Origin of the sequence: Vreelandella venusta (genome assembly GCF_007989605.1) — a bacterium.
Classification (GTDB): Bacteria; Pseudomonadota; Gammaproteobacteria; order Pseudomonadales; family Halomonadaceae; genus Vreelandella; species Vreelandella venusta.
In genome coordinates, this window is record NZ_BJUL01000004.1 from 201,000 (window position 1) to 222,443 (window position 21,444).

The following is a 21,444-nucleotide window of genomic DNA, read 5'->3' on the forward strand; positions in this document are numbered from 1 at the left end:
TTCTTACGTAAAACGTACGACTACCTGCTTATACCAATGCAGAGTGGTCGATAGTCAGACCTGGGCCCATGGTAGTGGACAGGGTGACTTTCTTAAAGTAGATACCTTTAGAAGAGCTCGGCTTGAGCCTCTTAAGGTCAGCAACCAGCGCTTCCAGGTTACCCAGAACAGCGGATGCTTCAAAATCAGCTTTACCCAGCGTTGTGTGGATAATGCCGTTTTTGTCGGTACGGAAACGCACCTGGCCTGCCTTAGCATTTTTAACCGCAGTGGCAACGTCAGGAGTAACGGTACCAACTTTCGGGTTAGGCATCAGGCCACGCGGACCAAGAATCTGACCCAGCTGACCGACAACGCGCATAGCATCGGGAGAGGCAATCACGACGTCAAAATCCATGACGCCCTTTTTGACTTGCTCAGCCAAATCGTCCATACCCACGATGTCAGCGCCTGCTTCTTTAGCAGCATCGGCGTTAGCACCCTGGGTGAAGACCGCTACGCGTACGTCTTTGCCAGTACCGTTAGGCATGACAGTAGCACCACGTACCACTTGGTCAGATTTACGCGGATCAACACCCAGGTTAATCGCTACATCCAAGGACTCCTTGAATTTAACGGTGGACAGCTCAGCGAGCAGCGCAACCGCTTCTTCAAGAGAGTAGGTTTTGTTCGAGTCTACTTTCTCGCGAATAATTTTCGCACGCTTAGTTAGCTTAGCCATGATCAGAGACCCTCCACGTTTAGGCCCATGCTACGAGCGCTGCCAGCAATGGTGCGCACCGCGGCATCGAGATCAGAAGCCGTCATATCTGGCTCTTTCGTTTTAGCGATCTCTTCAAGCTGCTCACGCGTAACGGTACCAACCTTCTTCTTGTTCGGCTCACCAGAACCGGACTTGATACCCGCTGCTTTTTTCAGCAACACGGCAGCAGGCGGCGTCTTGGTAACGAACGTGAAGCTACGGTCAGAGTAAACTGTGATCACGACAGGCGTCGGCAGACCAGGCTCAATTTCTTGAGTCGCTGCGTTGAACGCCTTACAGAATTCCATGATGTTCACACCGTGCTGACCCAGCGCGGGGCCAACGGGCGGACTAGGATTGGCTTTACCTGCAGCAACCTGCAGTTTGATATAAGCCTGTACTTTCTTGGCCATGCTAAATACTCCAGTTGGGTGATAGCGCCTTACGGCTCCCCGGTACATATAAAGCAGCACATAGCTGCTTCACACAATGCAGGGATGGCGTGCAATGCACACCATCCCGCCAATTAATCTAACTTACTCTTTTTCTACCTGAGAGAACTCAAGCTCCACAGGCGTGGCCCGCCCGAAAATCAGCACGCTAACCTGCAAACGGCTTTTCTCGTAGTTCACTTCTTCAACAACACCATTGAAGTCAGCAAACGGACCGTCAATAACACGAACTGACTGACCCGGCTCAAACATAGTTTTGGGACGCGGCTTATCAGTACCGTCTTTCACACGACGCAAGATAGCATCTGCCTCGCGCGAGGTAATAGGCGCTGGCTTCTCTTTTGTGCCGCCAATAAACCCCATTACACGTGGGGTTTCATTGACGAGATGCCAGGTTTCGTCGGCCATTTCCATCTCGACCAGCACGTAGCCGGGGTAGAACTTGCGCTCACTCTTACGACGCTTTCCGTCACGTACTTCAACGACTTCCTCCGTCGGCACGAGAATTTCGCCAAAGCGATCTTCCATGCCATACATTTTCACGCGCTCGATAAGCGAGCGCATGACATGCTTTTCAAAGCCGGAATAAGCGTGGACGACATACCAACGTTTGGACATGAAAGCTCCTAACCAATGACGCCGGACATCGCCCAGCCAAGAAGAGTATCAATCAACCACAGCATCAAACCCACCACCACAACAGCCGCCAGCACAATGGCCGTGGTCTGAATAGTTTCGGGGCGAGTCGGCCATACAACGCGCTGTATCTCTTTCTTGGCGCTGACGGCAAGCTCTACTAAATCGCGACCTTTAGCGGTGGTCAGCGCGATCAAACCCGCAATCACACACAACACCACCACACCTAATACGCGGTAGAGCAGGCCAATATCAGCGAAATAGGTATTACCAACAACTGCAACAACAAGCAGCGCCACAACCGCCGCCCACTTGAGCCCGTCATGGCGCGACTGTTGCACCTCTTCGCCATGTTTTACGGAACTAGGCTTCATAAAAACGAGACTCCCAAGGGTGCAGCGAGCGACAAAGGAATTCTAGAAAAAGACATACCAACCTGGGGAAGGCTGGCAGGCCAGGAGGGAATCGAACCCCCAACCTGCGGTTTTGGAGACCGCTGCTCTGCCAATTGAGCTACTGGCCTGTATCATCACGTGCGCAAACAAACTGCCTACGCAACAGCGGGCGCCATATTAGCGGATAACTTTCCGCCTGACAACCCTCAACACTCATCAAACTGACAAGTGAAAACAAAAAAAGCGAGCTTAGCTCGCCTTTATGCAATATGGAGCTCATGGACGGAATTGAACCGTCGACCTCACCCTTACCAAGGGTGTGCTCTACCCCTGAGCTACATGAGCTAAATACATCTAAAACTGGAGCGGGCGGCGGGAATCGAACCCGCACCATCAGCTTGGAAGGCTGAGGTTCTACCATTGAACTACGCCCGCCGAACTTGCCTATGGAATGACAACCCGTTGCACGAGATACAGTAGCTAAGCCCGCTTACCGGCCTTCCATTCCCAAGCAACGACCTAGCCATTGCTTGATAAAACTTGGTGGAGAGGGAAGGATTCGAACCTTCGAAGCTTTCGCGGCAGATTTACAGTCTGCTCCCTTTGGCCACTCGGGAACCTCTCCAGCTGTGGCGGCACATTATGCCAACCTCCAAGACTATGTCAAGCTTACAAACTCTTTATTTATCAAAGCTTGTGAACTTACCAACACTTGCACATTGATAACTAACGTGTGCTTGTGCCTTGGAACGCGCTGCATTCTGTCAAAGCAGCATCGAGAATGCAAGACCTGCGCGAATTTTTTCTAGCGAAACAGGTTCAGGCACTCCAGGTGCGCCCGACATTTTTCCAGCACGCTCTGCAAAGGTCAGCGGAAAACTGGCTTCCAAGCCCCCATAAACCATATCCGGCCATACCGCATGGGGCACTTGAACACCGCGTGAAATCACTCTGGCATCGCCACCCGTCAATAGCACTGGCAATGCAACCCCCTGTTGATCGCACACCTCACTGTAAATTCTGTTAATCGCACTGACTGCCGCCATATAGATACCGTGGTTGACAGCATCTACCGTGCGTCTCCCCGGCTCCAATAACGCATCAGCCTCACTTTCTGGATCAATTGCCACATTGCGGGTGCCCAATTTGAGACTCTCTTTCATTAATCGTAACCCAGGTACGATAAAGCCTCCGAGATGGACACCCCCTGGCAATACAAAATCAATGGTGATCGCACTACCACAATCGACTGCACAGCAACCGCCAGCCAGTTGGTAGCCTGCCAGCGCTCCTAGCCAGCGATCTACGCCCAGTCGCCCAGGCTCCTCATACCCGTTGACAACGCCCAGGGCTTCAGGGGTTGAGCGCGCAACATACACTTGGCGCACTTGGCGACGCAGCAAAGCAACGGTCTCTTCCAGCACGGCCGCTCTAGCAACACTGGAAATACGCACCGCCTCTACTACATCAAGATTCGGAATATCTGCCCCTGGCCGCCACTCTTCCCGAGTCCACACAGCACCTCGTGAACGAATCTCACTACTTTCGGCATCTTTTAAACGCCATTTCGATAGCGTATTGCCGATATCCAAATCCAAAATCATAGGCGCCTGCGTACACTGATCTCACCGCCCGACAGGCGTCGCGAGTGATCATTTTCGGTAACCCAAAGATTACCACTCTCATCTACCTCTCTAGCCACTGCATCGCTTGAGCGCTCACCCTGAATAATACGGATCGGCAACCCTGCATAGGCATGGCGACTATTCCACTCATCTTGCCAAGGGGTAAACCCTTCGCCTTCGAAGCCTGCCAGCATATCCAATAACCCAGACAGCATATCCGCAGCTAGCTGATTGCGCGAAATACCCGCTTTTGCATCAAACAGTGCCGCCACAGGCTGATCAATAGTGGCACGCAGGCTATCGGGTAGCGACAGATTCATACCAATTCCAATGACCACTTCACAGGGGCCCGCTGCATCTCCGGTGACCTCAATCAAAATACCAGCCAGCTTGCCAAGCTCCCCATCTTTCTCTGCCAGCAATATATCGTTAGGCCACTTTAATTTTGGTGAAACTCCGTACCGCTCCAGCACTTGAGCAACCACCACGCCAACCGCAAGACTCAACCCTTCCAGGACGTTAACTCCTGACTCAAAGCGCCAGCCAAGCGAGAGCATCAAACTTTGCCCCCAAGGCGTAGACCATACGCGCCCGCGACGGCCACGACCTGCGGTTTGCAGCTCAGCGAAGCATACCTCACCGTGCCCAGCTCCCTGCGTAAAGCGCTCGCGCACATATTGATTGCTTGATGGCAGCTGATCTTCGATGAATAGCCTGGTTAAGAGATGGCGAGCACTAGCGGGCAAACGCTCTACAATTTTTGCCCCATCGAGCGGTTCTAGCGGATAGGCAAGTCGATACCCTCGACCTTTCACAGCCACCAGTTCAACGCCCAGTGCGTCTAATTTTTTTAGTTGTTTCCATACGGCGGCTCGGGAAACGCCCAGCGCTTCACCTAATTGTTCACCGGAATGAACTTCGCCATCGCTCAACAAACGCATCAGGTTACCGATGGTCATGTGCTTGCCCCAACTGGGAAAACGCCTATCTTAACGGAAGCACCGCTGGAGCGAAAACTGCCATGTTTAGGTTATTGACTTGCACCTTTATTTAAGACAGCACTGGTAGTGGACCGCGCCCAGACCCTATAATGCCGCCCTATTTTTCTAGCAGGATCGCGTCGTGATCGAGAATCTTCGCAACATTGCCATCATCGCCCACGTTGACCATGGTAAAACTACCTTGGTAGACAAGCTGTTAAGCCAGTCCGGAACGCTCGACCGCAAGGCCGAAGGCCAAGAGCGCATCATGGACTCCAATGACCAGGAAAAAGAGCGCGGTATTACCATCCTGGCCAAAAACACTGCTATTCAGTGGCAAGATGGCAATGGTAAGGATTACCACATCAACATCGTGGACACCCCTGGACACGCCGACTTTGGTGGCGAAGTTGAGCGGGTTATGTCCATGGTGGACTCGGTACTGCTGCTAGTAGATGCCGTTGACGGTCCAATGCCACAGACTCGTTTCGTTACCCAGAAAGCATTTGCCCAGGGCCTGAAGCCGATTGTCGTCGTCAATAAAATTGACCGCCCTGGCGCACGCCCAGACTGGGTTATCGATCAGATCTTTGATCTGTTTGACAACCTGGGGGCTTCTGATGACCAACTCGATTTCCCGATCATCTACTGCTCGGCGCTAAACGGCATTGCCGGCATGGACCCTGAAGAGCTGGCCGACAACATGGACCCCATGTTCCAGGCAATCGTCGATATCGTTGAGCCGCCTGCGGTTGAGATCGATGGCCCCTTCCAGATGCAAATCTCCGCACTGGATTACAACAGCTACGTCGGCGTTATCGGCCTTGGCCGTATCAAGCGTGGCTCGGTGAAGCCTAACCAGCAAATCTCGGTCATCAGCGTTGATGGCTCTACCCGCAAGGGTAAGATCGGCCAGGTCATGACCCATATGGGTCTTGAGCGTGTCCAAACGACAGAAGCGACAGCTGGCGACATCGTCTGCGTTACAGGCATTGAAGATTTATCAATTTCTGACACGCTGTGCGATCCAAGCGCCGTTGAAGCGCTACCGCCGCTGTCTGTTGACGAACCGACTGTTTCGATGACGTTCCAGGTCAATGACTCACCGTTCGCGGGCAAAGAAGGCAAGTTCGTCACCAGCCGGAATATTAAAGACCGCCTGGAACAAGAGCTTATCCACAACGTGGCGCTACGCGTTGAACAGGGCGATACCCCCGAGAAGTTCAAAGTTTCTGGCCGTGGTGAGCTTCACTTATCAGTGTTGATTGAAACCATGCGTCGTGAAGGCTTCGAATTGGCAGTTGGCCGCCCTGAAGTCATCATTAAAGAGATCGACGGCGTTAAGCAAGAGCCCTACGAAGAAGTCATCATCGACTGTGAAGAGCAGCACCAAGGCTCGATCATGGAAGAGCTTGGCTACCGCAAGGGTGAAATGACCAATATGAACCCCGATGGTAAGGGTCGTGTACGTCTCGACTTTATCATCCCGGCGCGCGGTTTGATTGGTTTCCGTGGTCAATTCTTAACCTTGACCTCCGGCACCGGCATCCTGACCAGCCGCTTTGATCACTACGGCCCGCTGAAGCCCGATGCTTCCATCGAGCGTCGCAATGGCGTATTGGTCTCAATGGTTGGCGGCAAAGCCCTGGCTTATGCACTCTACGCTCTGCAAGAGCGTGGCAAGCTGATTATTGATCACGCCACTGAAGTATACGAAGGTATGCTGATTGGTATTAATAATCGTGCCAATGATATGGTCGTTAACCCGACCAAAGGTAAAAAACTCGACAACATGCGCTCAACGGGTAACGATGAAAACATCGTTCTGACGCCGCCGATCAGGTTTACTCTTGAACAGGCTATCGAGTTCTTGGATTCCGATGAACTGGTTGAAGTTACTCCCAGCCATATTCGTCTACGCAAGAAGCACCTGACAGAAAACGAGCGCAAGCGTGCTAGCAAGAAGTAAGCTTGCGCCAGTCAATGCCCGATAGTTAGTATCCCAAAGCCCGCCATGTGCGGGCTTCTTTTTTAGTTTCAGTTAACGATCTCCTCGCTTATTTCCCGTCTCTGTATCACCCCACACGCCCTGCCTCCTGCGCCAAGTGGCTTCATAAACGCAGCCTTAACGCTAGCAGACTGGTAAGCGCAGGCGTTCTATCGCAAAGTAACGTTACTATCAGTGTGTCCCTGGACCACTGACAATCTACAATTCATACAAGTGTTTGGACAGTTACCCTCATCCTTCCACTACCATACGGACACCCCTCCATATGAGCGGTCATAACGTCTGGACTCACAAAGGTACCTTTTTACTGGCAGCGGTAGGGTCAGCCGTCGGTTTGGGCAATCTTTGGCGCTTCCCCTATCTCACCGGGGAAAATGGTGGCGGCGCGTTTATTTTAATTTATGCACTGACCATTTTTGCTGTCGGCATCCCCATTTTCATTGCCGAAACAATGCTTGGACGTACCAGTCGCCAAAGCCCGATTATGGGGATGCGCCACTTAACTAAAACACACAAGACCTCCCGAGCCTGGGAATCCATTGGCTGGTTAGGTGCGGCTGCCGCTTTTTTAATTTTGAGTTTCTATTCCGTCATTGCTGGCTGGGCACTGCACTATACCTGGCTGATGCTAACTGGCTCATTGGTCGGTGCCGATGCAACCACAATTAGTGCTGGCTTTGATGCGTTGCTGGCATCTCCGGGCCTGATGACGCTTTATCACACGCTGTTTATCGCCTTCTCGGCATTAATTGTCGGCTTGGGGATTCATAAAGGGATAGAGTCAGGGCTGCGCATCATGATGCCCGCGCTGTTTGCTATTCTCATCGTGGTGCTTATCTACGGCGTCATCAATGGCGACGTGGGAGCGGCAGCCAATTTCCTCTTTACGTTCAACATTGCCGATCTCAGCTTAGAAGGCTGGTTACAAGCGATGGGGCAATCCTTCTTCACCCTAAGCCTTGGAATGGGCGCCATCATGGCCTACGGCGCTTATATGTCCAGCGAAGCCTCTCTAACCCGTACCGCTATCGCCGTGGCATTTGTAGATACTGCAATTGCCATGGTGGCAGGGCTCGCAATTTTCTCGCTGGTATTTGGTGCGGGGCTCGAAACCGACCAAGGCCCGGGGCTGATGTTTGTTACTCTGCCGCTAGCATTCGCTGATATGCCGTTTGGTGCTTTGGTAGGCGGGGTCTTTTTTATTCTGGTGCTTGGGGCTGCAATCAGCTCGTCTATTTCATTGATAGAGCCGGTCGCCGCCTTTCTGGTTGAGCGCTTTGATATGACCCGCCCTCAAGCAGTCACCATCATGGTCGTCGCAGCTTGGGCAATGGGCTTACTGACAGTGGTGAGCTTCAATGTATGGGCCGAAGGGACGATTTTCCACGCACTCTTTGAACGCAGTGCTTTTGAATTCATTGAGCTGTTGACCAATATCTTTATGCCACTTGGCGGGCTAATGATCGCTCTATTCGCTGGCTGGGCGCTGACGCAAAGCGAAGTCATGAAAGAGCTTGGTACCAACATCACTTGGTTTAAAACTTGGCGGTTACTGGTGCGCTTTGTTGGCCCTGCCGCCGTGTCGTTTGTATTTTTACGCACTATTCCACAGGTGGAAGGCTACGTTGTCCCAACCCTCGGCGCACTGCTCATTGTGGGTGTATTTGCCTTGAGTCAGCGGCTACGTAAGTCTGCTTAATATAATTCTAATAACGCGGGTGGATAAAAGTCGCCTGCGGCGCGAGGACAACGATGACTCCCCTTATTGAGGTACAACACGTCAACAAAGCCTTCGGCGGGCTGCACGTTATCAATGACTGCTCAATTAAGGTTGAAAAGGGTTCGATTACCGGCATGATCGGCCCCAATGGGGCAGGTAAGTCGACGCTTTTCAATTTAATTGCGGGCGCACTTACGCCAGATAGTGGCCGCATTCTGTTAGACGGTGAAGACATTACGTCGCTAAGTGCCGATCAACGTTTTCACAAAGGGTTACTGCGCACCTTCCAAATCGCCCATGAGTTCAGCCAAATGAGCGCGCTGGAAAACTTGATGATGGTGCCACCCAACCAAGCAGGGGAGCGTCTATTTAACACCTGGTTCAAGCCTGCTCTGGTCCGCAGCCAGGAGGCAGAGGTGCGCAGCCGCGCACTAGAAGTCATTGAGTTTGTTGGTTTGCATCATGTACGCAACGAGCTTGCGGGCAACTTATCGGGTGGTCAGAAAAAATTGCTAGAGCTTGGCCGCACGATGATGACCGATGCCAAAGTCGTGCTGCTAGACGAAATCGCCGCCGGCGTAAACCGCACACTACTCGGCGACTTAATGGGCAACATCGAACGTTTAAATCGCGAAATGGGCTATACCTTTCTGGTGATTGAGCACGATATGGATATGATTTCGCGGCTCTGCGATCCAGTGATTGTACTGGCGCAAGGCAGCGTTATGGTTGAGGGTTCAATTGAAGAAATACAAAACAATCCGGCGGTTATAGAAGCCTATTTCGGTACTGATGCCGCTTGATAGCGCTGAGTTTGTCACCTAAACAATAGCCACAACAACATGGCCGCCATTGTTCACCGCAGTGCGGCCCAGCTGAGACGCGTTTATGCCATCCACACCGTCATCCCCACAGCCACTGCTCGAAGCACGCGATGTGCACGGCGGCTATGGCAGTATGAATATCCTTAACGGGGTCAATATGACCCTGTACGCCGATGAAGTCGGTGTCATTGTTGGCCCTAACGGAGCTGGCAAATCCACTATGCTAAAAGCAGTATTTGGGCTGCTGAACGTTAACCAAGGCGAGATTTTGCTTAACGGCCAGCCAATCCATAACTTGGCGCCGAATCAGTTGGTTGAGCGTGGCATGGGGTTTGTCCCCCAGGAGAAAAACGTTTTCCCCAGCCTGACGGTGAAAGAAAACCTGGAAATGGGTGCCTATCTAAAACCGCAAAACGTAAAGCGCATGCTGGAGCAAGTTTACGACTTCTTCCCCCCTCTCGTGGAGAAGCGTCACCAGCCCGCGGGGGAACTTTCCGGTGGTCAGCGCCAAATGGTCGCCATGGGTCGTGCGCTAATGGCTGAACCCAGTCTGCTGCTGCTGGATGAGCCAACCGCTGGCTTGTCGCCCCTTTACATGAACGAAATTTTTGACCGGGTCAAAAAAATTAACGCTGCCGGCGTGGGCATTTTGATGGTGGAACAGAACGCCAAACAGGCCTTAGCCATTGCCGATAAAGGCTTTGTGCTGGCGGCGGGACAAAACCGTTTTACCGACACGGGGGCTGCGTTACTGGCTGACCCTGACGTCGCCAAAAGCTTTTTGGGCGGCTAGCCCGGGGGAGAAACGCGTGAACGAACTGGTCTTTTTTATCAATAACGTGGTGATTGCCGGTAGCGTTACTGGCTCTATCTATGCCATTGGCGCCATTGGCGTCACGCTCATTTTTAGCATTATGCGCTTTGCCCACTTTGCCCATGCCGACATAATGACGTTTGGTGCCTTCATGGTGCTGCTCCTGACTACCGCCTTCCCAGCGGTAGGCGCCAGTATCGGAATACCCACAGCGCTCATCATGCTGCCGTTAGCGATGCTGCTTACTGCAGCGCTGGCCGTGGGCATTGATAAAGCGTTTTATAAGCCGCTCCGCGCCCATGGCGTCAAGCCTATCGTGATGGTGATTGGCTCACTGGGCGTGACACTTATGCTCCAAGGGCTTATCCGGCTATTTTCCGGGACCGGCGGCCAAAGCTTGTACGTCGATGACCGCAAAGAAATTTTCCGCATCGCGTTACCTTTCGAGGGAGTTCGGGCCCCCATCGTGATTACCGAGCCCCAGATCTATCTGTTTGTGATTACGCTTGTGGCAGTGGTCGCCCTGCACCTATTCCTCAATCGCTCACGACTTGGCAAAGCCATGCGCGCCATGTCAGACAACCCCGAACTTGCTCAGGCATCGGGTATTAATACCAACACCATCGTGGCCGTTACTTGGGTGATTGCAGGCGCACTGGCGGCAATTGCGGGTACCCTGTTGTCACTAGACGTCACATTTAAACCCGACCTTAGTTTCTTCCTACTACTACCTATTTTCGCGGCAGCTATTGTCGGAGGCGTAGGTCACCCCTACGGTGCCATTGCTGGAGGATTTGTCGTCGGCTTTGCGGAAACCCTGGCCGTATTTAACTGGAATGTTCTCTTACGTCCTTTCCGCGACAGCCTACCTACCTGGCTAGAACTCCCCTCCAACCTCGCCTTTGTAGGCACTGAGTACAAAATTGTGGTGCCGTTCTTTATTTTGGTGGCCATCTTAGTGTGGCGTCCTACCGGCCTGTTCAAAGGCAAGGTGATCTAATGAGCCATTCCACAAAAAACCGTAACCCTGCTTACACACCTAAAGATGCCACTCCTGAACAACGCTTTCCGTTGCGCGAGCTGGTGCTATTTGGCGCTCTATTAGCTGCCGTGCTAGCGGTCTACGCCATCATGGGCGCAGCGTACAGCACCCGCATGCTGGTAGAAGCTGCTTGTTATGCCATTCTTGCCCTAGGCCTAACGATTCAATGGGGCTATGCCGGTCAGTTTAACGCTGGCGTTATGGGCTTTGTCGCGCTCGGCGGTTTCTGTGCCATGCTGTTTAGCGTCCCGGTGAATGACGCATTCTGGGGCACTGAACTACCGGGAGAACTCGGCCAAGTTCTGTTGTATGGCATGGCGGCAACCTTGATCGTCGTCGGAGTGACAAAGCTTGATCGATTCGGTGTGCCGAAAAGACTACGCACCGTGCTCGCCATCGTGATCGGGATCGTACTCTACTTGATAGTTATCAGCCTGCTGCGCGAAGTGACCAGCCAAATACAGTCTCAAGCGGGCTTTATTGGCGGATTTGGCTTACCGGCCTGGGTAGGCTGGATTGTGGGTGGCGCGCTGGCGGGCGGCGTTGGCTACTTTATTGGCCACGTTTGCCTTGGCCTACGCAGTGACTACCTCGCCATTGCCACCCTGGGTATCGCCGAAATCATCAAAGCTTTTTTGAAAAATTCCGACTGGCTAACGCGCGGCACGGCCACAGTATCACCTCTCCCCTGGCCGACCCCCGGCCCGGCCGAGCTCGGCTTTACGCTTTCCCGAGCGATCTATCTTTCAGTCACGGCTGTCGTGATCGCAGTCATTTTCTTTTTACTCCACCGGGCTTACCACGCTCCCTGGGGCAGAATGATTCGGGCGATTCGCGATAACGAAGTCTCGTCAGCGGCCATGGGTAAAGATATCAATAAGCGACGCTTGGAGATTTTCGTATTAGGCTGCATTTTAATGGGCCTTGGTGGTGGCATGCTGGGCACCTTTAACAGCCTGTTTGACCCTCAGGGCTACTTGCCTCTCAACCACACCTTCCTAGTGCTGGTTATGGTGATTTTAGGCGGTCCCGGTAATAACCTTGGCACCATTTTTGGGGCGGTCGCGGTTTATATCATTTGGATTATGTCAGAACCGCTGGCGTTATTTTTAATGCAACTAGCGGTAACACTGGGGGAAAACGCCTTCGGTTGGGAAGCGCCTAGCAATATGGATAGCCGGGCGCTGCAGGCGCGGGTTCTAGTAATCGGTATGTTGATTACCTTGGTGCTGCGCTTTGCTCCGAAAGGTCTGTTGCCAGAGAAAATTAAAACCCTCGGTTAACGTCCTCACAGTGCTAAAAACTCACTGTGTTAAAAACTCACTGTATTAAAAACTTACCGTGTTAAAAACTTACCGTGCTAAAAAAACGCCCCAGGCTCGCCTGGGGCGTTTCGGTTATTGCTTCAACAGCGTCATTTTGACTAGAGGTCAACCAAGCCCTTGCCGGTGAACGAGCCGTCTTCTACCACCATTTCCACAACAACCCCAGGCACGTCGCCGTTTTCATCAAATTCATGAGAGCCAGAGGCACCTTCGTAGTTGATTTCGGTACCTGCTGCAATCAACTCAAGCGCTTTTTCCCACTCACCCGGCAGTATCACTTCGCCAGGCGCACTGGAAACACTGCGTAGCGCTTCAGAAAGCCCTTCACGCTCGGCACTGCCATTTTGCTCAATAGCCAACGCCACTAGGAAGGCCGCGTCATAAGCCTGGGCAGCAAACACGGCGCTAGGATCAATGTCTGCCGCGGTAGCCGCTTCATTAAAGATGTCCGTGCCGGGGAGATCAGGGCTACCAGGCCGCGTGGCGATCATGCCGTCTAGCACATCTGCGCCAATCGCTTCTATTAAGCTATCCCCCACCATGCCATCGGCACCCACATACTGGGTGAACATGCCGCTTTCGTAAGCTTGGCGTAGCACCGTCTGGCCCGAGGTATCGGCATAGGCCAGCACGACCAACGTGTCTGCGCCACTCGAAGAAAGCGAGCCAAGCTCAGAGCGGTAGTCAGCACGGTTATCTTCGTGTGCGAGGTTTTCGGCTATTTCGCCACCGCCCGCTTCAAAGGCGCCACTGAAGGCATCCGATAAGCCACGGCCATAGTCGTTGTTAACGTAGGTCACGGCAACAAAGTCGATACCTTTATCAAGCAGTAACTTAGCAAGCATTTCGCCCTGGAAAGCATCCGATGGCACGGTACGGAAAACTAAGTCGTTGTCGTCTAACCCAGAAACAGCGGGCGCCGTTGACGCAGGTGAGACCATCAACACACCACCGGGAACCGCAGCGTTATTAGCGGCGGCAACCGTCGCCCCAGTACATAAAGCGCCGACAATCGCGGTGACTTGTTCAGAGTTCACCATCCGATCAGCGGCGTTAGACGCAGCCGATGCATCCGAACAGGTGGTATCCCCGGAAGGCATCTCCAGTGTTTGCCCACCCAAGATACCGCCCTGCTCATTTATCTGCGCAACGGCAAGCTGAGCACCTGCAAAAATGGGTGGCGTCAGGCTTTCAATTCCCCCGGTAAAACCGCCCAAGAAGCCAACTTTGACCTCCGCCTGGGCCATACCCGCTAACGCGAGTGATGAGGCTGCAACGGCGGTGGCTAATGCGCGCTTATTAATCATATTATTGGTCGCTCCCAGTATATTAAGTGCCCCGACTGTCCAGCGCGGGACTTCTCTTAATCTGGAACCGTAACGCCAAAAACACAAGCAACGCTTTCTAACGCTCCTCTTCTTCATCAGCATTTTGGCGACGCTCAGCCATCTGTTTTTGGTAACGCTTATTTTGGTACAGTCGAACTAGCGCAATCGTAAGCGCCGACGTGACCATAATAACCAGCACACACCCTTGCCAGGGGCGCGCAGCATCGCCCATGACGGTTTCCAACGTAATAATCAGCATCAAACCCAGCGCCTGCGACCCAATGGCCAGCGCCCGCAGCATGTCGAAAGCGGGTTGTGGCATAGACATCTCCGTAATGTTTAACGTGCGTGGTATGGTTCACCAGTGTACCTGCTTAACGGAAAAATCATGAATGCGATTGCCATTGGACCACTGCTGATCTCCACCCCTAGGCTATATGCGCTAGGCTGCGCGCTACTCCTGTTGCTGGCTAGCCGCTATCTATTGGGATTAACGTCTTCTCAGCATGGGCGCTGGTTCAACGGGCTATTGGTGATCTGGCTGCTCGCGGCCCGCACTGTTTTTGTCGTGCTTAACTGGGAAAGCTACAGCGCAGAGCCGTTCGAGGCGCTCAAGCTGTGGCAGCCTGGTTACAACGCGCTGGGAGGTCTGATCGCGGGGTTAATTTGGACAGCCTGGGCACTGCGCAAACGGCTGCTGTCGCTTATCGGCGGCCTTGCCATGTTGATTGGCACGACAAGCCTGTGGTTGGTCTTGGTAACGCTCGCTCCTTTAGGCAATGAATTTGCTATTGACGCGTTGCCGGAGATTACTTTAGACGATGCTGACGGCAACGCAGTGCACCTACCTTCGCTGGCTGAGAGCGGTGACCTTATTATCGTTAACCTATGGGCTACTTGGTGCCCGCCCTGCCTGCGGGAGATGCCGCTGCTTGAAGAGGCAGCCAAGCGTGACGATGTCAGTGTGGTAATCGCGAACCAAGGCGAGGACTTACTGCCGATAGTGCGCTATTTAGATGAGCAGGCGCTGGATTTTCGCTACGCGCTGCGAGACCCGAGCCAAACGCTAATGGCGCAATTTCAAGCACCTGGACTGCCCACCACTGTCCTGTTTGATCGCCAAGGCAACACGCTGGATGTCCACGTTGGCGAGCTAACCCGTGCCCAGCTGGAAGGCTGGTTAAAAGATTGACCACGATAGACCTTAATCCCCCCGCCGCTTTGCGTTAGAATCCCCCGCCCTGTTGCCACCGGAAACCTGCCCCGGTGGCGTACAACCTGTTTCTGTAGACTTCCTCGAGGCATCATGAGCGATTTTTCTCCCGGCCAGCGTTGGATTAGCGACGGCGAGGCTGAGCTTGGACTCGGCACCGTGCTTAACTGCGACGCCCGTAGCGTTACCATTTTGTTCAGTGCCAGCCAGGAAACCCGTACCTACAACACCCGCCAAGCCCCCTTAACCCGCGTCATGTTCGGCGGTGGCGACCGTGTGATTTCTGCTGATGGTTGGCAGATGATCGTAGACGATAGCAAAGAGACCCGCGGCTTAATCACTTACATTGGCGAAGATAGCGACGGTAATCCTCGTGAGTTATCCGAGGCAAAGCTCGCCGATACCATGCAGTTTGATCAGGCGCGCGATCGGCTGTTGACTGGCCAAGTTGATCGCAATGATTGGTTTGATCTGCGCTTTCGCACGTTGCACCACTATCAGCGCATCGAACAGCACAGTGCTCTGGGTTTTGCTGGTCCGCGTATCGACCTGATCCCCCACCAGCTTTATATCGCTGACGAAGTGGCAGGCCGCCATGCGCCACGTGTGTTGCTAGCGGACGAAGTTGGTCTGGGTAAAACGATCGAGGCTGGGTTGGTTCTGCACCGCCTACTACTGGCTGGTCGCGTAGAACGCGCATTAATTTTGGTGCCTGACAGCCTTACCCACCAATGGCTAGTAGAGCTGTTACGCCGTTTCTCTCTCAAGGTAAGCTTACTAGATGAGCAGCAAAGTCTCGCCCACGGTAGCGCTAACCCATTTGAAAGCGCCCAAATAGTCCTGGCGAGTCAAGGTTGGCTATTTGCCAATACACACCGTCAAGAACAGGCTTTGGCGAGCCACTTTGACTTGCTTATTGTCGATGAAGCCCATCACCTCGACTGGAGCCCTGATAGCAGCGGCCCAGGCTATCAGTGCGTTGAACAGCTTGCCGCTGATATTCCTGGCTTATTGCTGTTAACGGCGACACCAGAGCAGATGGGGATGGAGAGCCATTTTGCTCGCCTGCGCTTGCTAGATGCCGAGCGTTACCACGACATCGAACGCTTTAAAGACGAAGAGCATCATTATATTGCCGTCGCTCAAGCTATTGATGCCCTGGATGAGCTACCCAATACCGTCGAGGCACGTGAGCAGGTCGATAGTGTCGCGGACGACCGCGACAGTCAGGCGCTGTTAGCAACGCTTTGTAACCCTGAAGCAAGTACCGAACAGCAGGATGCTGCTCGCGCTCAGCTACGCGAAGCGCTACTGGATCGTCACGGTACCGGGCGCGTCATGTTCCGCAACAGCCGCCGTCATGTGGGAGGGTTCCCAGAACGTCGCCTGCATCTCGCCCAATTGGAACTCCCCTCGGCCTATCGCCGCGTGCTACGTCGCTTAGAACGCGACGATGACTACCTGGATGAGCTGCTGATTGAAACGGGTATGGATCACCCAGACGTGTTGATCTACCCAGACACGATGTATCGCGAGCTCAGCAACGACCCACTTAACACCGAATCCTGGTGGCATATCGACCCACGGGTAAACTGGCTGCTGGAAAAACTTAGCGACGATAGCGATAGCGGCTTTGCCAATGACAAAGTACTGATTATTGCTCACCACAGAGAAACCGCTGAAGGGCTTGCCGAAGGACTACGTGTGCTAGGCGGCTATCACGCCCCCGTGTTCCACGAAGGGCTATCGCTGGTGGAGCGTGACCGGGCCGCAGCAGCATTTGCCGATGAAGAAGACGGTTGCCAAGTGCTGGTGTGCTCTGAAATCGGCTCAGAAGGCCGCAACTTTCAGTTCTGCCGCCATTTGGTAATGTTTGATATGCCCCAGCATCCTGACCAGTTGGAGCAGCGTATCGGCCGCCTCGACCGGATAGGACAGCGCCACGCAATTGAACTCCATGTCCCCATCTTCACGGGCAGCCCAGGCGAGCGCCTGCTGCGTTGGTACCACGAAGGCATGGACGCTTTTAGCGCCCCGCATGGCATTGGCAACGACCTCTTTGATGCGTTTGGCGATGCCCTGGCTGATGCGTTACTCGACGATGAAATGCTCAGTGAAATCATCGATGAAACCCGTGAAATGTTCACCGCCAAACTGGCTGAGCGGGACGCTGGCCGTAACCGACTGCTAGAGCTAAACGCCTGCCGCCCTGCCCGTGCTCAGCAGGTAATTGATGCAGTGCGTGAGTTGGATGAAGACCCAGCGCTGCCACGTTTTGTCGAGCGCGCCCTGGATATTTTTGGTGTAGACAGCCAAGAAATTGGCAATGGCTTGCTCTATTTGCAGCCTAGCCAGCATATGCTGGATGGACTCCCCGGGCTGGTGAAAGGTGAAGAGGGCTTTTCGGCCACTTACAGCCGTTCGCTGGCACTTGCACGAGACGATATTCAACGACTCTCATGGGAACACCCGCTGCTGCGCGAAATGATGGAGCGCATTCTAGATGGCACGATGGGCAACACCGCGTTGGCGCTATTACGCCACCCAGCCATTCCCAGCGGCCGTTTAATGGCTGAGTTGGTGTTTCGTACCCACTGCCCTGCGCCTAAATCGCTGCACCTCAACCGCTTCTTGCCCCCCACGGCAGTACGCGTTCTACTTGATGAGTCAGGCGCAAATCTCACCAGCAAGATCTCCTTCACGGGTCTTGGCAAGAATCTGCAGAAGGTCAATAAATCACTGGCACGAGATTTGATCAAAAGTCGCCATGACCAGCTGCGTACGCTCCTCATTCAAGGGGAAGGTGAGGCCGAACGTGAACTCCCCAGCATCGTAGAAAGCGCTGAAACACGCATGCGAGCTCAGCTAGATGCAGAACTCGCCCGCTTGACCGCCCTGGCAGAGCACAATCCCGCGGTGCGTAGTGAAGAACTTGAGGCGTTGAAGCAAGAGCGCCAAGCGCTCAGCGACGCGATAGAGAACACGCGTTTACGGCTTGATTCCGTGCGGGTGATAATCACTGTCGACCCCAACGCCTAACCTGGCAAAACTAAAGAATCGCCTTTAACGCCTTATCAAGCGTCGGGTATTGAAAGGTAAATCCCGCCTCGGTCAGGCGTGCAGGGCGCATATCGGCCCCGGTCAGCAATAGCTGCGACATTTCTCCGAAGCCCGCTTTTAGTACAAAAGCGGGCACCGGAAAAATCGCCGGCCGGTTTAGCTGTCTAGCCAACGTTTTCGTGAACTCAGCATTCGTCACTGGATGCGGGGCACTGCCATTAAACGCCCCTGAAAGCGTTGATTCGTTCATCAAAAATATGATCGCTGCCACAAGGTCATCACGATGAATCCAGGGCATAAACTGCGCGCCGCTGCCAAAACGCCCCCCAAAGCCAAGCTTAAAGGGTGGCAGCATCTTCTGCAGCGTACCGCCCCCTGCTTCAAGCACTAAACCAATCCGTAATAGCGCTAAGCGAACGCCCATCGCTTCGATTGGTTTTGCCGCCGCTTCCCACTGCGCACAAAGCTGATGAGCGAACTCGTCGTTGGGCGACGTTGTTTCATCCACCACCTTATCGCCTTGATCGCCGTAATAGCCCATCGCAGAGCCGCTAATCATTACGCTGGGTAACGCCTGTCCATTAGCTTCGAGCTGCTCACAAAGCGTTATCAGTTGCTGCGTACTGTCGATACGAGAGCGAATGAGAGTCTCTTTTTGACGGGTGCTCCAGCGCTTGGCAGCAATCGACTCACCGGCAAGGTTCACCAGCACATCCGGAGGAGTGTCCACAAACGCCTGAGCGCTATCACGAATATCGCAGGCTTTTGGCAACCTACCACGCACCTGATGCGGAGCCCGGGAAACCACCTGCACATCATGCCCTTGGGTGAGAAGCTGTTGGCAGAGCCGCTGACCAACAAAACCGCTACCTCCAGTGATTAATACCCGCATGGTGTCACTCCTATGGTTTATTAAGGTGGCTAGCGTATGCCCGCGTCGACGCCGAACTGCAGAGCCGGGAACAGCAGTCAGTTAAATGGCCGTTGCATAGAATTTATTGTACGATATCTATACAAAAATGCTACGCATTGACCACCACACAGCTGCTTAACCATCGCGAGTGCCTATGCTTGAACCATTGCCTGAGTCATTACCACTCTCCGGCGCCCACTCAGTGGCCGTCATCGGTGCAGGTCTGTCGGGCCTTGCCTGTGGGCAGCAACTTGCCAACCAGGGAGTAAAGGTGGCGTTATTTGATAAAGCGCGCGGCCCGGGTGGCCGTATGTCCAGCAAGCGACGTCCCTCAGCGACACTGGACCTAGGTGCTCAAGCGTTCACTGTGCGCGATCCACGCTTCGCCAATAAAGTCGCTGAATGGCAAGCTGCTGGTTGTGTCGCCCGTTGGCCCACATCTTGTTATCAGGCTAGTGCATCTGGCTGGCAAACACACAGTGACGCTCAGCTACGTTATACCGGCACGCCCCGTATGAGTGCACTCACCCGTCATCTAGCCGATACACTTAACGCACTACCGAATGCCTTCATAACGTTTCAAACCCATATTGCAACGCTTGATAAGACGGCTGCGGGCTGGCAACTCCACGATACCCGCGGCTCAAGTCATGGACCTTTTGATATGGTGGTTATCAGTGCTCCGCCGCCTCAAGCCAAGGCATTGTTAGCCGCGTGGGAGCCAACACTGGCGGCGGCCTGTGAGGCAAAGTCTCAGCGTGGGTGCTGGGCAGGCTGGGTTATTTTCGAGAAGCCATTACCCCCCATGGCGAAGGTAGACGCCGCGTGGCACACCGTTCACACACAGCATCCGGCGCTTCGTCTAGCATCACGCAATCACACTAAGCCTGGCCGTGAACATCAGCCGGAAAGTATTAGCTTGCTTGCTCAGCTGGATTGGAGCGATGCACATATTGAGAGTGACAGCGACAGTGTTGCCCAACAGCTACTAGCCGCATTTGTATCGCTGTTGCCCGATGATACAGAGCTACCGAACGTCCTTGACCTGGGTGCACATCGTTGGCGCTATGCTCAGCCAGCGCAGGCAGGTCATCAGGCATACTTATACAGTACAAGTGGCTTAGCACTCTGTGGCGATAGCTTTAAGGGTAGTCGTGTCGAAGATGCTTGGTTATCAGGCGATGAGCTGGGAAAGGCTCTATTAGGCCGGTCGGTCTGAAATTAGAAATTAAACTTAACTTTTCCGCCCCCATAGGAAAGGTTGTACCCAGAAGCCACAAGTTGTACAAAGGTGGCTATAATAGCGTTCAGCTATCTATGCGATTAATAAAGACTCGATTATGTGGCAAAACCGCCGGCCAGGCGCTGAAACATCGCCACGACAATTATTGACAGATCCCTGCACGCTTATTTGCAGGCAACCAAGAGGCAATGGCGCCCATGAGCATCAAGGCGACCCACCCACCCGATACCCCGCTTTATCCGATTAGGGAAGTTTCCCGCTTGACGGGTGTGAACTCGGTCACTCTTCGTGCCTGGGAGCGTCGCTACGGTTTAATTCGTCCACAACGCACCCCCAAGGGCCATCGTCTATACGCACAAGATGATATCACTCGTATTGAGCGTATTTTGCAGTGGCTAAACCGCGGCGTCCCGGTGAGCCAAGTTGTTGATTTGCTTGACCAGCCTGAGGCGGTAGAAGCACCTTCGCCGAACACCGGCGACTGGGCCAGTCAACGGCAGTTGTTGCAGTCCATCATTGAAGCCGTTGATCTTCCCAAGCTGGAAGCGCTGTACCACCAGAGTCTGGCGCTATACCCATTAAGCGTCGCGATTAATGAGCTCTGGCAGCCCGTTATTATTACCCTGGAAGCCAAATGGGCTAACCAGCCTGATGATCTTGTACGCCGCACCTTTGAGGCCTTTTTACGCAGTCAGGTAGGCATTCGTCTGCACTATGCCAATCAGGCAACGCGTGGGCCGCTAATCCTGCTCAGCGCGATGCCTGACGACCCTGGTCCGCTATGGGTGTTAATGTGTGCACTAATGGCCAGCGAACAGGGCTACCGCGTACAACTTTTTGACCGTTCATTAGCGCTGGAGGATCTTCCTCAAGCCGTATCCCGACTGCACTCATCGATGGTACTGCTTTCTAGCGGCCAGCGAGAAAGCGACGACTACATCGGTCGCGCACTACCCCAGGCAGCAGAAGCGTTGAATGTTCCGATTGGAGTGTGTGGAGAAGTGGCACGCTTAAGAGAAAATGAGCTGCGTGACGGTCCAGTGCAGATGTTAGGCAACGATCTTCCGCAAGCCATTTCACGACTTCGCCCATTGTTGCGCGAATCGGGAATTCTCTGAAATATC

At 53.6% G+C, this 21,444-nt stretch carries 19 protein-coding genes and 4 tRNA genes; 10 read left to right on the plus strand and 13 right to left on the minus strand.

What is annotated here, in order from left to right; genetic code table 11:
* Positions 1-28: 28 nt before the first annotated feature.
* The 10 genes from rplA to HVE01_RS06310 all read right to left on the minus strand — a co-directional run bounded on the left by rplA (position 29) and on the right by HVE01_RS06310 (position 4,809).
* A complete protein-coding gene (gene rplA, locus HVE01_RS06265) occupies positions 29-721 on the minus strand; it encodes a 50S ribosomal protein L1 (protein ID WP_125744932.1) in 693 nt (230 codons plus the stop codon).
* Between the two features lie 2 nt (positions 722-723).
* Positions 724-1,155 (minus strand): 50S ribosomal protein L11, encoded by a 432-nt coding sequence (rplK, locus tag HVE01_RS06270; RefSeq protein ID WP_009098963.1) that lies wholly within the window; start codon positions 1,153-1,155, stop codon positions 724-726.
* Positions 1,156-1,278: 123 nt separating this feature from the next.
* Positions 1,279-1,812 (minus strand): transcription termination/antitermination protein NusG, encoded by a 534-nt coding sequence (gene nusG, locus HVE01_RS06275; RefSeq protein WP_125744930.1) that lies wholly within the window; start codon positions 1,810-1,812, stop codon positions 1,279-1,281.
* Positions 1,813-1,820: 8 nt separating this feature from the next.
* A complete protein-coding gene (secE, locus tag HVE01_RS06280) occupies positions 1,821-2,204 on the minus strand; it encodes a preprotein translocase subunit SecE (RefSeq protein ID WP_125744928.1) in 384 nt (127 codons plus the stop codon).
* Between the two features lie 73 nt (positions 2,205-2,277).
* Positions 2,278-2,353: transfer RNA gene (locus HVE01_RS06285), tRNA-Trp, on the minus strand.
* Between the two features lie 142 nt (positions 2,354-2,495).
* Positions 2,496-2,570 (minus strand) — tRNA-Thr (locus HVE01_RS06290).
* A gap of 16 nt (positions 2,571-2,586) precedes the next feature.
* Positions 2,587-2,660, minus strand: a tRNA-Gly gene (locus tag HVE01_RS06295).
* A 106-nt stretch (positions 2,661-2,766) separates the two neighbouring features.
* Positions 2,767-2,850: transfer RNA gene (locus tag HVE01_RS06300), tRNA-Tyr, on the minus strand.
* A 139-nt stretch (positions 2,851-2,989) separates the two neighbouring features.
* Positions 2,990-3,829 carry a type III pantothenate kinase gene (locus HVE01_RS06305; RefSeq protein WP_125744926.1) on the minus strand — a complete coding sequence of 280 codons (840 nt, stop codon included), beginning with the start codon at positions 3,827-3,829 and terminating at the stop codon, positions 2,990-2,992.
* Entirely contained in the window at positions 3,826-4,809 is a 984-nt protein-coding gene (locus HVE01_RS06310; RefSeq protein ID WP_146943042.1) for a biotin--[acetyl-CoA-carboxylase] ligase, read from the minus strand. The genes HVE01_RS06305 and HVE01_RS06310 overlap by 4 nt, the downstream gene beginning before the upstream one ends.
* A 163-nt stretch (positions 4,810-4,972) precedes the next feature.
* On the opposite strand from HVE01_RS06310, the gene typA reads away from it, so the two are divergent.
* The 6 genes from typA (at position 4,973) to HVE01_RS06340 (ending at position 12,521) form a co-directional block, all read left to right on the plus strand.
* Positions 4,973-6,799: a translational GTPase TypA gene (gene typA / locus HVE01_RS06315; RefSeq protein ID WP_146943044.1), complete on the plus strand. Its 1,827-nt coding sequence runs from the start codon at positions 4,973-4,975 to the stop codon at positions 6,797-6,799.
* Positions 6,800-7,103: 304 nt separating this feature from the next.
* Complete coding sequence (locus HVE01_RS06320; protein ID WP_146943046.1) at positions 7,104-8,537, plus strand: sodium-dependent transporter; 1,434 nt, start codon at positions 7,104-7,106, stop codon at positions 8,535-8,537.
* Between the two features lie 53 nt (positions 8,538-8,590).
* Complete coding sequence (locus HVE01_RS06325; protein ID WP_125744918.1) at positions 8,591-9,361, plus strand: ABC transporter ATP-binding protein; 771 nt, start codon at positions 8,591-8,593, stop codon at positions 9,359-9,361.
* Positions 9,362-9,446: 85 nt separating this feature from the next.
* Complete coding sequence (locus HVE01_RS06330) at positions 9,447-10,175, plus strand: ABC transporter ATP-binding protein (protein ID WP_125744916.1); 729 nt, start codon at positions 9,447-9,449, stop codon at positions 10,173-10,175.
* Between the two features lie 16 nt (positions 10,176-10,191).
* Positions 10,192-11,196, plus strand: coding sequence for a branched-chain amino acid ABC transporter permease (locus tag HVE01_RS06335; RefSeq protein WP_125744915.1), 1,005 nt, complete (start codon positions 10,192-10,194; stop codon positions 11,194-11,196).
* Positions 11,196-12,521, plus strand: a complete 1,326-nt coding sequence (locus HVE01_RS06340; protein ID WP_125744913.1) for a branched-chain amino acid ABC transporter permease — start codon at positions 11,196-11,198, stop codon at positions 12,519-12,521. Before HVE01_RS06335 ends, HVE01_RS06340 begins: the two co-directional genes overlap by 1 nt.
* Positions 12,522-12,661: 140 nt before the next feature.
* On the opposite strand, the gene HVE01_RS06345 is transcribed toward HVE01_RS06340, so the two are convergent.
* Both HVE01_RS06345 and HVE01_RS06350 read right to left on the minus strand, forming a co-directional pair.
* A complete protein-coding gene (locus HVE01_RS06345; RefSeq protein WP_125744911.1) occupies positions 12,662-13,870 on the minus strand; it encodes an ABC transporter substrate-binding protein in 1,209 nt (402 codons plus the stop codon).
* Between the two features lie 97 nt (positions 13,871-13,967).
* Positions 13,968-14,213 (minus strand): hypothetical protein, encoded by a 246-nt coding sequence (locus HVE01_RS06350; RefSeq protein ID WP_146943048.1) that lies wholly within the window; start codon positions 14,211-14,213, stop codon positions 13,968-13,970.
* 66 nt (positions 14,214-14,279) lie between these two features.
* Here HVE01_RS06350 and HVE01_RS06355 point away from each other — a divergent pair, with 66 nt between their 5' ends.
* Together HVE01_RS06355 and rapA are read left to right on the plus strand one after the other, a co-directional pair.
* Positions 14,280-15,083 carry a TlpA disulfide reductase family protein gene (locus HVE01_RS06355; RefSeq protein ID WP_146943050.1) on the plus strand — a complete coding sequence of 268 codons (804 nt, stop codon included), beginning with the start codon at positions 14,280-14,282 and terminating at the stop codon, positions 15,081-15,083.
* Positions 15,084-15,197: 114 nt separating this feature from the next.
* On the plus strand, positions 15,198-18,143 hold the full coding sequence (gene rapA / locus HVE01_RS06360; RefSeq protein WP_146943052.1) for an RNA polymerase-associated protein RapA: 2,946 nt from the start codon (positions 15,198-15,200) through the stop codon (positions 18,141-18,143).
* A 10-nt stretch (positions 18,144-18,153) separates the two neighbouring features.
* Here the strand turns inward: rapA and HVE01_RS06365 are convergent, their stop codons facing one another.
* Positions 18,154-19,056, minus strand: a complete 903-nt coding sequence (locus HVE01_RS06365) for a TIGR01777 family oxidoreductase (RefSeq protein WP_146943054.1) — start codon at positions 19,054-19,056, stop codon at positions 18,154-18,156.
* Between the two features lie 175 nt (positions 19,057-19,231).
* Between HVE01_RS06365 and HVE01_RS06370 the strand changes: the two genes are divergently transcribed.
* On the plus strand, positions 19,232-20,296 hold the full coding sequence (locus HVE01_RS06370) for an NAD(P)/FAD-dependent oxidoreductase (protein WP_146943056.1): 1,065 nt from the start codon (positions 19,232-19,234) through the stop codon (positions 20,294-20,296).
* A 221-nt stretch (positions 20,297-20,517) separates the two neighbouring features.
* Positions 20,518-21,438, plus strand: coding sequence for a MerR family transcriptional regulator (locus tag HVE01_RS06375; RefSeq protein WP_186808810.1), 921 nt, complete (start codon positions 20,518-20,520; stop codon positions 21,436-21,438).
* Positions 21,439-21,444 lie beyond the last annotated feature (6 nt).